Source organism: Mycobacterium sp. NGS34 (assembly GCF_059812845.1).
Window position 1 is genome coordinate 375,347 of the sequence record NZ_JCALDM010000006.1, and the last position, 12,822, is coordinate 388,168.

The window sequence follows — 12,822 nt, forward strand, 5'->3', positions numbered from 1 at the left end:
GCATGACGGTGCCGCCGCGTAGGTTGGGCGGCGTGTCGATCCTGGACCTCACGCTGCTTCCGCTGCGCATCGCGCGCCATGTCGCCGATGCGGTGCTGCACCCGCCGGCCCCCGCGCCGGCACCGCCCGGCGAGCTCGTCGTCGTCGACGGGATGCCCGAGGGCGCGCCGCCGGCCGCCCGGCGTCCCGAGCCGCGGCTGCCCGCGCCGTCGAATTGGCCGTTCGGGGAGCAGTTTCCGCGCACCTGCGGCGCGGGGCGGCTGGCCGACGGGGCCCTGTTCTGGACCGACTTCCTCTACGACGACCACGGCGCGACGGGCGTGCCGGTCGGGGACCTGAAAATCCAGGCGCCGCCGCGGGGCACCTACGTCTACCCCGACGGGCCCGCCGCCCGCAACGGCGCCGACATCTTCCGCGTCGCCATCGGGCTCACCGACACGCACACCTGGTGGCGGGTCGACTGGAACACCTTGGTGGACGCGGCGGTGCCCATCGCGCTGTTCACCTTCGACACCGACCCCGCCCGCCAGGCCGCCCCGGACTGGCCGGCCGGCGCGGGCGTGCGCTCGGCGGGCATCGACACCGCGCTGCTGGTGTCCGGGCGCGGCGCCGCGTTGATCGACCTGACCACCCAGGTGAGGACGCCGGTCGAGCACAGCGTCGACATGCAATCGCGATCGTTTCTGGCGCAGGTCCCGCGGTCGCTGGTGGAACCTGTTGGCAGCTGGACGGTGCGGCTGGTCGCCGGGCTGGCCAACTCGGCGGGGGACGCGTTCGCCGACGTGCCGGCCGAACGGGGTGCGCTGCCGGGGCAGCCCAACGTCTACAACGTCGCGTTTCGCACCAATGAGCAGGAGCCGCCGCACCTGAACTTCTGGTCGGACTCGGCCCAGGCCGCGGCTTTGACTGGTGGCGACGTGTCGGCGTTCGCGGTGACGGTGCCGTGGGCCCGGCTCGCGGCGCGCGAAACCGAGCCCGAGCCGGTGGTCACCGGCCCGTCGACCAGGTGGTACGTGTCCTCGGTCGAGCTCGGACAAGGCATCGCGGCCGACGACATCCTGAGCACCAAGCCCCAGTTCCTCGGCCGGGTGCAGCCCTATTCGATCTGCCTGCCGTCGACGTACGCGCCGGGCCGCGCGCTGCCGTTGACGCTGTTGCTGCACTCGCTTGCGCTGGGACAGAGCCAGTTCGCGGCGATCGACCCCCGGCTGTTGCACGAGGTGTGCGAGGGCCGCAACTCGGTGGTGGTCACGCCGTTGGCGCGGGGGCCGTCGACCTGGTACTTCGACACGGGAGAACTCGACGTGTGGGAGGTGTGGGCTCGGGTCGCCGAGCAGCTGGGCACCGACCCCAATCGCACTGTCATATCGGGCTATTCGATGGGCGGCTACGCGGCCTACAAGCTCGGGTTGAGCTATCCGGAGGTGTTCTCGCAGGCGGTGGTGCTGGCCGGGCCGCCGGCGTGCGGGGTGCGGCTGATTCCCGACGTCGACATCCCGGCGGACCTCGACCTGGATTCGCACTGCGCCCGGGAGGGCGACACGTGGAAGTTGCTGGTGAACGCCCGTTGGCTGCCGTACGTCATCGCCCACGGGCTGGTCGACGAACTGGTGCCGTTCGCGTCGGCGGCCGAGCAGGTGCTCGAACTCGACCGGCTGGGTTACCGCCATCGGTTCACCGTGTATCCGCTCGAGGATCACATCGCCTGGGTGCTGCAGGACAAGTTCGAGGACCCGATCGCGCACATGGGAACCGGTCTGCGCCAAGCCGATCCGGGACACATCACGTTCGCGTGGTACCCGCAGTTGGTGCGGGCGGATCTGGGTATCGGGCCGCACCAGGTGTGGTGGATCTCGGAGCTCACCGCCGATCCCTCGGTAACCGCGCGGCGCGGGGCCGTCGCCGAGGTCGACGCGCGGTCGTACGCGCGGCCGGACCCGACGCACACGATTCGCCACCACCGAGGCGTGGTGCTGAACTTCGAGCCGACGCCGGGGCTGTACAGCGAGCTTGACTGGCAAGTCGGGCGGCCCGTCGCGCCGCTGCCGTATCTGACGCTGCGCCTGATCGGGGTCGGCGGCCTCACCGTCGACGTCGCGCGCGCCGGGCTGGCCGCGCTGCCGTCGTCGACCATCACCGTGGTCAGCGACACTGCCGCGCGGATCACGCTCGGTGGGTTGCCCGACGGGGTGGCGGTGCAACTCGACGGTGAGCCCGCCGGGTCCGCCGTGGCGGTGCCCGCGGGGCGGCACCGGATCACGTTGCGTATCGACGAGTGAGCTGACCTGGGTGAATAGCGGCACAGGTCGGCCTGGGCGAGAATTTGGCGCGTGGTGCCCTTGGTCGTCGATCCCCAGGCGCTGTTCGCCGTGGGCAGCGTGGTGGTCGCCGCCGGAGAGGGTCTGGCCGCCAATCTGACGGTGTTGACGGCGGGTTTCGCGGCCAACACCGGCCATGACGCGGCCGGCGAGGTGTTCGGCCTCGGGTATCAGGACGCGGCCGAGAAGCTATTGCAGGCCGCGGCCGCCGCGGTCAACGCGTGCCGCCAGAGCGGCGCCAAGATTCAACAAGGCGCGGCCAATTATTCGAATGCCGAAGCCGCATCTAACCTTCGCGGCGGCGAGGGCGTTTTACAGGCGCCACCCGACCCGGCCAACATCTCGCCGCCTGGCCCGCCCGGGACGCTCGGGCCGGGCCAGCCGCCGCCGCTGCTGTGGGCGGTGGTGCAGTCGTTCGTCGACGACGTGTGGCCTGACGGTGACGTGGCGGGGATGCATGCCGCCGCGGCCCGGTGGCGGGGCTTCAGCGCGGGGGCTGCAGGGATGCGCGACTCCCTCAACGCCGCCATGGTGCTGATGGATGCGCATCAGATTCCCGAAGGCGGCAAGATCGATGTCGCTTTGTCGCAGATCCGCGACTGCATTGTCAAGATCAGCGACGCGAGCGGAGAGTTGGCCGCGGGCCTGGACAATTTCGCCAACAAGGTGGGTCGGGCCCAGAACGCGATCCGCGACCTGCTGAACCGGCTGGGGTCACTGACCGACCTGGGGCACGATCTGATGTTGATCGTCAAAGGCGATGCGCTCGATGAGATCAAGAAGATCGCCAAGGACGTCAACGACGTGCTTCACCACCTCGGCGGAGAAGCCCGGGCCTCCGAACAGGCGATCAAGATCGGTTTGGGGGTCGTCGACGGCCTGGTCGTCAAGCTCGAGAAGTACGTGCGCGGGGAGCTCAAGCAATATCTGGGTGATGCCGTCGGCAACCAGGTGGCAACGGTTTTCGACGTTTTCGCCAATGCGAACGAGGGGGTGTTGAAGGGCGCCGTCGGGATGGCGCTGTCGATCGCGGACCTCGACCCGCGGTGGTTCGCGTTAGATCCGCACGGCGCGGCCGAGACCTGGGCGGGCCTCGGGAAGGGCATGTGGAAAGGCAGCGTGATCAATGGCCTGGCCAACCCGCAGGAGTTTGTCGAGTCGAACTGGCAGCAGATCAAAGGCCTTCTGCACCTTGATGATTGGAGTACGGCCCGGCCGGGCTTAGGGCTCGGTGAGAACGTCTTCGACGTCGCAACGTTGCTGATACCGGGAGGTGGCGAAGCGGCCGCCGCGGTCGATGGGGCCGGGACCGCCGCGCGCGGCGCCGAGGCCGCAGCGCAGGCGGAACGTGCGGCCGGGCGGGCCGTGGATGGGATTGCGGGTGTCGCGGGACCTCGCAGCGCGTTGGCCGATATCGCCGGGACGGGCAGCAGCCTCGCCAAAGACCTCGAAGGCGTGACCGGGAAGCTGCCCAAGATCGAGCCCCCTCTGGGTGGCCAGCCCGTCGCGTTGCCTCCGAAGCCGGTTGACGTGCCGGTCGCGCCGGCGCCGCGCGCGCCGGAAGGCGCGCCGGGTGCGCCTCGCGAGCCAGGTGCCGCGCCGGCGCCGGCCCATGCCTCGCCGGACGGTCCGCACGATCCCGGTGGCCCACCGCCGCCAGCGCCGGCACCGGCGGGCGGTCCGCACGATCCTGCGGGTGGCGCGCATGATCCGCTGCCCCAGCCCGCTGGCGGTGCGCGCAAACCGGTATCAGCGCCGGCGAGTGGTCCGCATGATCCGGTCTCGGTGCCTGCCAGCGGTCCACGTGAGCCCATACCGGCAACAGCACCCGCATCGCATCCGCCAGCTGTTCCCGCTGCAGTGGCCGAACGCGCGCCGTCGACCATTCCACAACTGGCGGATCACTCGCCGGCTCCGTTGCAGGTCTCGCCTAGTGGGGCACCCGCTGAAGTTGCACCCGCCGCGGCGCACTCATCGGCACCGGCGCCGTCGCTTTCGTCTGCGACGCCTCATTCAACGCTTCCGGGAGGTCATCCGAGCGAACTGCCTGGGGGCGGCTGGCACGGGCCGGGGGAGGGCGGAGCGCCGGGCGGACCTTCACACGGGACGCCACCCGACGGCGGGCCACCCCATGGACCGGGTGATGTGAGTCCGCCACGCGGCGTCAGCTCCGACGGTCCCAGCGAGGGTCGGCCAAGCCCACATGGACTTGATGACGGCTCCATGAACGAACACGGGAGTCACGAAAGAGATGACGCTATCGGGGAAACTCCTGACGCTGACGCCGATGCGCCGGGTCCACCAATCCGGACAAAAGTTCCGGGTGTCGATTATGCGTTGCCTGCCGCGGACGCGTTACGCGTACTAGAGCATCCAGGTGCCGAGATTGACCGATTGGTGAACGGGCGCGTCCCGCACAATTTGTTGGATGGCTATGAACCTCTGGCCGGACGAACTTTGGATGATTTTGAACGAGAATTCACTGTCAGGGATCCAAACGGCAATATTCGTTGGGATTGGGATGTTCAGGCACCGGACAATGGGTTCGCGGCAGAACCAATGACGACCGATCGCATTCCTACGGATCTCCGACTTGACCGTCTAGGTCCCAACGGCGGAGGGTTCTTGTCGCCAGAAGGTACCCCATTGTCAGAACGGGCAACGCCGCCCGGCCTGGCAAACCAGTACCATATCTTTGAGGGGACGGGTGAACCAATCCCACCGGGTAAGAATTGGGAAGTGCAATTCGGGCCCGCTAAGGATGCGTTCGGGCAGCCGGGCGGAGGCGAGCAGTGGGTGGTGATTGACAAGTCGACTGGTCTCCCCGTCTCAGTCGATGAGCTCAAAGACGCTGGCATGCTTTCAGAACCCGACAGGCTGCCCGACGATGTGCCCCCACCTGAAACGGATGAGCCTGATGAACCGAACTGACACCGTCACTTTAAATGTGTAAGATTTAGTCAACATGGATACGGACATTGCAGGCCCTGAAATCGATGAGTTGCTGAGACGCTACGAGAACTGGCGGTGGATCTGCAGCTACACGGGAAATGCGCCTTGGGACCCGCCAGACAGGGAGGACGGACGACTCCATTTCCGATATGGGTATCCGCATCCTGACTGGTGGGCTTACGTCATTGAAGCCGGACAAAATGGTGGCTATCGGGTTCTTTATGCGTCGACCGAGCGTCGTTTAACTCCAGCGGAATCCGTACAGGGTATTTTTTCTCGGTTTCAGGATGCTGGTAAATTCATAATTTACAAAGTAGGAACATATCTTAGAAGCGCGCATCGGATGGAAATGATCGGGCCCAAGTGGCGCGCCGTAGGTCTTGATCCGCGCGTAGATATGCAAGTTGAAAGCGATCAGGTGGTTAAGTATGTGCTGCGCAGTAATCCCGACGCTTACTTCATCATGACACTCGGTGATATGCCTTACAGCCACCTTCTGCCGATGTCCTACGACGAACTGGATGCGGTACTTCTGGAGGGTTTTCCGGAGAGCGTCACCTCGCGGGCTAATGCCGAAAGAGGTTGAGTGACACCAGCGAAACTACTCGCCCCGGTCCAGCAAATCCGATGACCCCAGCACCCGCTCCACTTGCACCTCGATGACGACCCGTCGGGGGTTTGGACGCGGGGTCCGGTAGCGCTGGGCGTACCGAAGCTCGGCGTCACGCACGGCGTCGGCATCGCTGTTCACCTTCGACCGGCCCTCCAGCGACAGCCACCGCGCGCCGTCTACCTGACTGAGCACGGCCACCCCGGCGCGGTCGGCGTTGACCGCCTTCTGCGAGCCGCCGGTCGTGATCACCCGCGCGATGTGAGTCTTGGGATCGAAGGTGAAACCGACGGCGACCACATGCGGGGAATTGTCGGCCCGAAGAGTCGTCAGCATGGCCAGGTGGCGTTCTGACAGGAAAGCCAGCGCATCGTCGGTGAGCCGCGTAGTGGTATTCGCCATCACCGCTCACGCTAGCGCAGGTCATAATCGCAGCCGTGGACGACACGGGCGCCGGTCCGGTACTAATCCTGGGCGGCCGCAGCGAAATCGGCATCGAGCTCGCGCGGCGGCTGGCCCCCGGGGCGACGGTGGTGCTTGCCGCGCGCAGGTCCGACCAACTCGACGGCCAGATAGCCACCCTCAAAGCCGCAGGCGCCGCGTCGGTGCAGACCACAGAGTTCGACGCCGACGACCTGGCCTGCCACGGCCCGCTGGTCGCCTCGATAATCGCCGACCACGGACCCATTGGCACCGCGGTGCTGGCCTTCGGGATCCTCGGCGACCAGGCCCGCGCCGAGACCGACGCCGCGCACGCGGTCGCCATCGTGCACACCGACTACGTCGCCGAGGTCAGCATGCTGACCCATCTGGCCGCGGCCATGCGCACCGCCGGCCGCGGCTCGCTGGTGGTGTTCTCCTCGGTCGCTGGGGTCCGGGTGCGCCGCGCGAACTACGTCTACGGTTCGGCGAAGGCCGGGCTGGATGGCTTCGCCAGCGGGCTGGCCGACGCGCTGCATGGCAGCGGCGTCAAGCTGCTCCTCGCGCGCCCTGGATTCGTCATCGGACGCATGACCGAGGGCATGAGGCCCGCACCGCTGTCGAGCACTCCGGAGCAAGTGGCCGCCGCGACCGCGCGTGCGTTGGCCAAAGGGCGACGAACCGTGTGGATCCCGTGGTCGCTACGGCCGATGTTCTTCGTGATGCGGCTGCTGCCGCAGTTCGTCTGGCGCAGGATGCCGCGATGATCGTCGTTGTCGGCATCGGCGCCGACGGCATGGCCGGGCTCGCCGAAACGTCGCGTGCCGAATTACGCAGGGCCACAGTCATTTACGGGTCCCGGCGCCAGCTCGACCTGCTCGACGACACGGTGGCGGCACCGCGCCGGGAGTGGCCGTCACCGATGATGCCGGCCCTGCAAACTCTCCCCGTTGACGACGAGATCCACGTCGTCGCCAGCGGCGACCCGCTCCTGCGCGGCATCGGCGGCACGCTGATCCGGTTGCACGGGCCCGAAAAAGTCAGGGTGCTGCCGCACGTGTCGTCGGTGACGCTGGCGTGCGCGCGGATGGGCTGGAACGCACACGAAATGGAAGTGATCAGCTTGGTCACGGCGCAGACGCACACCGCGGTGCGCCGCGGCGGCCGAGCAATCATACTGTCGAAAAACGGCTCCACCCCCAAGGAACTGGCCGCGCTGCTCAACGCGCACGAACGCGGGGACTCCGAATTCAGCGTGCTCGAAAACCTCGGCGGCCCAACCGAACGCCGCCGCGACGGCACCGCGCGCCAATGGGCCGCTGCCGCGCCACACGACGTCGACGACCTCAACGTGATCGCCGTCCACTACCTGCCCGACGAACGCATGTCGTCGTATCCCGACAACGCTTTCGCCCACGATGGTCAGATCACCAAACACGGCGTGCGGGCGGTGACCCTGGCCGCCTTGGCGCCGCGACCCGGGGAACGGCTTTGGGACGTCGGCGCGGGCTCGGGCAGCATCAGCGTCGAGTGGTGCCTGAGCTGGCGGGGTTGCAGCGCGCTGGCGTTCGAGCGCCACGAGTGGCGCCGTCTCAACATCGTCGCCAACGCCGCGGCATTCGGTGTCAACATCGACGTCCGCGGCGAGGCGCCGGAGGGCTTCGACGGCGCCGAAGCTCCGTCGGCGATCTTCATCGGCGGCGGACTGACCCAACCCGGTCTGCTCGATGCCTGCCTCGAGAAACTGCCAAGCGGGGGGCGGCTCGTCGTCAACGCGGTGACCGCTGAGTCAGAATCTCTTCTCACACAATGTTATTCACAATTCGGCGGCCAGCTGCGACGCCTCCAGCACTATCAGGGCGAGCCGGTTGGCGGCTTCACCGGATGGCGACCCCAATTTCCGGTCACTCAATGGGCGATGACGAAATGACGGTCTACTTCATCGGCGCTGGCCCCGGCGCGGCCGACCTCATCACGGTGCGCGGCCAGCGGCTGCTGCAACGATGCGCAACGTGCCTCTACGCCGGTTCGATCATGCCCGACGATCTGCTGGCGCTGTGCCCGCCCGACGCGAAAATCATTGACACCGGCCCTCTTACGCTGGACGAGATCGTCACCGAAATCGCCGAAGCCGACGCGGCGGGCAATGACGTGGCACGCCTACACTCCGGTGATCCGTCGCTATACAGCGCTCTGGCCGAGCAATGTCGCCGACTCGACGCGCTGGGCATCGACTACGAAATCGTACCGGGCGTACCGGCTTTCGCCGCCGCCGCGGCCGCGTTGAAGCGCGAGCTCACCGTCCCCGGGGTGGCGCAGACGGTGACGCTAAGCCGGGTCGCCACCCTCTCGACGCCCATGCCGCCCGGCGAGGAGCTACAAACCCTCGCTCAATCCGGCGGCACTCTCGTGCTGCACCTGGCGGCCGCCCAGATCGACGCCATCGTCCCGCAACTGCTCGACGGCGGCTACGGCCCCGAAACACCCGCCGCGGTGGTGGCTTTCGCGAGTTGGCCGCAGCAGACGGTGCTGCGCGGAACGCTGGGCGACATCGCCGGCCAGATGCACGACGCCAACATCACTAAAACCGCCGTGATCATCGTCGGCGATGTCCTGGCGGCCGAGGGATTCACCGACAGCTACCTGTATTCCACCGGGCGGACCCGGGGGAGCCGGCACTGATGCGGGTCCTGCTGCTCGGCGGCACAGGCGAGGCTCGCGCGCTGGCCAGAGCGCTGCACCCGCGCGTCGACATCGTCAGTTCGCTCGCCGGCCGCGTCCCCGACCCCGCCCTACCCGTCGGCCCAGTGCGCGTCGGGGGCTTCGGTGGCGTGGACGGATTAAAACGCTGGTTGCAGGACGAACACATCGACGCCGTCGTCGACGCCACCCACCCGTTCGCGGCGACCATGACGGCCCACGCGGCCGAAGCGTGCGCCGCATTACGGTTACCGCACTTGGTGCTGGCGCGCCCGGCCTGGGCGACCGGCGCGGCCCACGTCGTCGACTCGGACGTCGAAGCAGCAGAAGTCGTTGCCAAACAACAATATTCGCGGATATTCCTCACTACCGGCCGTTCAAGCGTCCCGGCCTTCGCCGACAGCGACGCATGGTTTCTGATCCGGGTGGTCACCGCGCCGGATACCACCGGGCTACCGCGTCACCACCGGCTGCTGCTGTCGCGCGGGCCGTATCGCTACGACGACGAACTCTCGCTGTTGCGCGAGCACCGCATCGACGCGTTGGTCACCAAGAACAGCGGCGGGGACATGACTCGCGCCAAGCTGGACGCGGCTGCCGCGCTCGACATTCCGGTGATCATGATTGCAAGACCGCAAATTCCGGCCGGCGTGGCAACCGTCGGCACCGCGGAAGAGGCCGCCGAATGGGTTGCGGGGCTGGACTAGCCGGTGAGGTCTTCGCGTTCGGCGTCGGCCAGCAGCGCGTCCCGAGCGCGGGCGACGCGGGATCGGATAGTTCCCACCGGGCAGCCGCAGACCGCCGCGGCGTCGGCGTAGGGCAGCCCGAGCAGCTGCGTGAGCAACAGCGCCTCCCGCTGCTCGGTGGTGAGGTTCGCGATCATCGCGGTCACCTCGACCAGGTCTTCGAATCCCCGGGCGTGGCGATCGCCTCTGAGGAACTGAGCCGGGTCGGCGCCGGACGCGGTCCGCGGCCGCGATTGAGCGTGCCGGATGTGATCGGCCACGACACGGCGCGCGATGGCCAGCAGCCACGTCCGGGCGCTGGATCGTCCGGAGAACCGCTCGATCGCCCCGATCGCCCGCAGGAAGGTCTCTTGCGTCAAATCGTCCGCGGCGCTCGCGTCGGACAGGTAGGTGACGAAACGCCAAACGTCTTGCTGGGTCGCCTTGATGAATGCCTCGAGCGCTCGCTCGTTCCCGCGTGCGGCGGCCAACGCGAGGTCGGTGACGGCCTCGTCGTCGCTTGACGCGGTCATAGCCAACCACCTTAGTTGGGCAGGCACGCCTCGTCTACGACGGGTCGTCGTAGAGATGGCTCGGTTGATGGGCCAGAGATGCCGGTGTCGCCGACCGGACTCCGCGGGCTGAGACGGACGGTCATCGTCCGCGTCGGCGCCGGACGCGTGGTTCCGGCCCGACCGGGCGCGTTCGCGCGCCACCAGCAACGCGAACACCAAACCCAACAGCAGGGGCATGTGACTGGCGATGCGCGTCGCGGTCACCTCGCCGGCGAAGGCGTCGACCACCACGTAACTGAGCAGCGCCACCGAATACACGCCGGTGATCGCGGCCACGCCGATCGCGGTGATTGGCCATATCCCCGCGGCGACCATGGCAAGACCCAACGCGAGCAACCACGCGGTCGACTCGTGCATCAGGTGTTCTCCCGACATCACCCCGTGCATGTGGCTCGACACCATGCCGAAATCGATCCCGCCGATCTGGGCCGCGGCGATCGCCACCTGGAACAAACCGACGCCGATCAGTCCCCAGCGCCGGTAGCGCGACCGCAGCCATCGCATCGAGCGGTGATACGCGGGAGAATCTTGATCGAGGCCGGCCATGATCTTTGCGACCAAGTCCGGCCCCTCGCCCGGCTCGATCGACGCCAACCGGCGACTCTGCACCGCCGCGCCGATCAACCACGTCCGGCAGGAGCGACACGAATCCAGGTGGGCATCGACCTGCTGCGCGAGCACCTGCGGACGCTCTCCGTCCAACCGCGCAGAAAGCGCCTCACGCGCAACGTCACACCGCATCCCTGCATCGTTGCGCATGCCCGATCGGTGCGCAAAGGCCTGGGCGGAACAGACGCTGGGAACCAAACCGTCCGGCAAACCGACCACTGGAGGCAAGCCCCTGCCGCCACGCCGCCGACTGAAGAGGTATTCGTGTTCCTGCCCGAAAGCTCCCACCGATGACCGCCCCGATCTGGATCGCCTTGCCTCCTGAGGTGCACTCGGCATTGCTGAGCAGCGGACCGGGTCCCGGGTCGATGTTTGCCGCTGCGGAGGCGTGGACGTCGATGGGCGCCGAATATGCAACCGCGGCAGACGAAGTCATCGGGATGTTGGGCGCCGCGCAAAGCGCCTGGGACGGGCCCAGCGCCGAACGGTACGTGGCGGCCCATGTGCCGTACTTGAGCTGGCTCCTGCAGAACGCCGCGAAGAGCACCGCCGCCGCCGCGCTGCATCACACGGCGGCCGCCGCCTACACGACCGCTCTGGCCGCGATGCCCACGATGGCCGAGCTCGCCGCAAACCACGCCGTTCACGCGGCGCTGGTGGCAACCAACTTCTTTGGCATCAACACCATCCCGATTGCGGTCAACGAGGCGGACTACGCGCGGATGTGGATACAGGCCGCCGAAACCATGACCACCTACCAAGCCGTCACCGACTCGGCCCTGGCCGCCGTCCCGACGGCGACCCCGGCGCCGCAGGTCGTCGCGACCGGCGGCGAGAACAGCGCCGCAGCGGCGGCCAATACCAGCGTGTCTTGGCAGGACCAGCTCGCGGCGCTCCTGCAGCAATACACAAAAAATTTCGCGTGGCCGGTATCGAAGGACCTGAATCCTGCGGGGTGGCCGATTCCCGCCGTCCCGTTCGCCAACGGCGTCACCTCGGCGCTGATGCAGATCCCCGGGATGTCACCGGCGCTGGCTTCCGCGCTCGCCTGGGCCACCTTCCACACGTTGATGATCTTCTGGCCCTTCGGGCAACAGGCGATCCAGTTGGCGGTGTCGCTTGCCCCGGCGCTGGCCGCCGTCGTTCCGGCCGCCGGCGCGGCGGGCGTGGCGGCTGGCGCCGCGATGGCAACCGGCATCGCGATCCCCGTGTCGGTGGCCAGCTCCATGCCGACGGCCGTGGCGGCGCCGGTTGGCTCGATGCCTGCCCCCGCGACCGCCGCCGCCCCGGCGAGCGCGAGCAGTGCCGCGTCGGTGTCCGGTCCCGCGGCGCCGAGCCCAACGTCCGCCCTCGGCGGGGGACCGGCCACTGGCGGGCCAGGGGTGGGGTTCGGTCCGTCGGCGTCAACGGGCGTTAGCGCGGGCCTCTCCGACGTCCTCTACGCGGTCGGCCTGTCCGGGTTGTCGGCGCGCGGCAGCGACACCGCTCGCGCGCGTCGTCGCTCGAAGGAACCGGCGCCCGAGGGCGCCGACGAGCCGGCGGCATCCGCGGCCGCGGTGAACGGCCGAACACGGTGGCGCCGGCGCCGGGGCGCAACGATCGAGGATCGCGCCCATCGCTACGAGTTCATGGACCTCGACGACTCGGAGGCTTCGGGCCAAGGGGGCGGGCCAGTCGGATTCGTCGGTGGAACGGTCACGCCCGCCGCCGGCCGTCCGGCCGGGCTGGTAACACTGGCCGACGACGGATGCAACGGTGCCGCGGCCATCCCCCTATTGCCGAACAGTTGGGACAACAGCGCGACCGAATAGCGCAGCGCGACAACGTTGTTCGTGCCATGCACTGAACTATGTCGCTGACGGGACTGTCGCGACGGCGTGCTGAGGCTGTTTGCCCGGCCCGCCTACTCTTCC

The 12,822-nt window shown here is 68.1% G+C and carries 10 protein-coding genes and 1 pseudogene; 8 read left to right on the top strand and 3 right to left on the bottom strand.

Annotated elements, in window-relative coordinates; translation table 11 throughout:
- Positions 1–2: 2 nt before the first annotated feature.
- The 3 genes from AC5Y7V_RS17950 to AC5Y7V_RS17960 are packed head-to-tail and all read left to right on the top strand — an operon-like array spanning position 3 to position 5,856.
- Complete coding sequence (locus tag AC5Y7V_RS17950) at positions 3–2,279, top strand: alpha/beta hydrolase-fold protein (RefSeq protein ID WP_499881359.1); 2,277 nt, start codon at positions 3–5, stop codon at positions 2,277–2,279.
- A 51-nt stretch (positions 2,280–2,330) separates the two neighbouring features.
- On the top strand, positions 2,331–5,249 hold the full coding sequence (locus AC5Y7V_RS17955) for a TNT domain-containing protein (protein WP_499881360.1): 2,919 nt from the start codon (positions 2,331–2,333) through the stop codon (positions 5,247–5,249).
- Positions 5,250–5,283: 34 nt separating this feature from the next.
- Entirely contained in the window at positions 5,284–5,856 is a 573-nt protein-coding gene (locus AC5Y7V_RS17960; protein ID WP_499881361.1) for a hypothetical protein, read from the top strand.
- A 15-nt stretch (positions 5,857–5,871) separates the two neighbouring features.
- On the opposite strand, the gene AC5Y7V_RS17965 is transcribed toward AC5Y7V_RS17960, so the two are convergent.
- On the bottom strand, positions 5,872–6,282 hold the full coding sequence (locus AC5Y7V_RS17965) for a F420-dependent biliverdin reductase (RefSeq protein ID WP_066913250.1): 411 nt from the start codon (positions 6,280–6,282) through the stop codon (positions 5,872–5,874).
- 35 nt (positions 6,283–6,317) lie between these two features.
- Between AC5Y7V_RS17965 and dprE2 the strand changes: the two genes are divergently transcribed.
- Genes dprE2 through AC5Y7V_RS17985 form a run of 4 tightly spaced genes read left to right on the top strand, consistent with a single transcriptional unit; the run spans position 6,318 to position 9,707 of the window.
- Positions 6,318–7,067, top strand: coding sequence for a decaprenylphospho-beta-D-erythro-pentofuranosid-2-ulose 2-reductase (gene dprE2 / locus AC5Y7V_RS17970; protein WP_499881362.1), 750 nt, complete (start codon positions 6,318–6,320; stop codon positions 7,065–7,067).
- Positions 7,064–8,230, top strand: coding sequence for a precorrin-6y C5,15-methyltransferase (decarboxylating) subunit CbiE (gene cbiE, locus AC5Y7V_RS17975; RefSeq protein ID WP_499881363.1), 1,167 nt, complete (start codon positions 7,064–7,066; stop codon positions 8,228–8,230). The genes dprE2 and cbiE overlap by 4 nt, the downstream gene beginning before the upstream one ends.
- On the top strand, positions 8,227–8,982 hold the full coding sequence (gene cobM, locus AC5Y7V_RS17980) for a precorrin-4 C(11)-methyltransferase (protein WP_499881422.1): 756 nt from the start codon (positions 8,227–8,229) through the stop codon (positions 8,980–8,982). Before cbiE ends, cobM begins: the two co-directional genes overlap by 4 nt.
- Entirely contained in the window at positions 8,982–9,707 is a 726-nt protein-coding gene (locus tag AC5Y7V_RS17985; RefSeq protein ID WP_499881364.1) for a cobalt-precorrin-6A reductase, read from the top strand. The genes cobM and AC5Y7V_RS17985 overlap by 1 nt, the downstream gene beginning before the upstream one ends.
- Here AC5Y7V_RS17985 and sigC read toward each other — a convergent pair.
- Together sigC and AC5Y7V_RS17995 are read right to left on the bottom strand one after the other, a co-directional pair.
- Positions 9,704–10,258 (bottom strand): RNA polymerase sigma factor SigC, encoded by a 555-nt coding sequence (sigC, locus tag AC5Y7V_RS17990; RefSeq protein WP_499881423.1) that lies wholly within the window; start codon positions 10,256–10,258, stop codon positions 9,704–9,706. The two genes, AC5Y7V_RS17985 and sigC, sit on opposite strands and share 4 nt — an antisense overlap.
- 153 nt (positions 10,259–10,411) lie before the next feature.
- Positions 10,412–11,248: pseudogene (locus AC5Y7V_RS17995) on the bottom strand (DUF2275 domain-containing protein); the annotation flags it as partial.
- Between AC5Y7V_RS17995 and AC5Y7V_RS18000 the strand changes: the two are divergent.
- Complete coding sequence (locus tag AC5Y7V_RS18000) at positions 11,200–12,720, top strand: PPE domain-containing protein (RefSeq protein WP_499881365.1); 1,521 nt, start codon at positions 11,200–11,202, stop codon at positions 12,718–12,720. The pseudogene AC5Y7V_RS17995 and the gene AC5Y7V_RS18000 sit on opposite strands and share 49 nt — an antisense overlap.
- Positions 12,721–12,822: the final 102 nt, after the last annotated feature.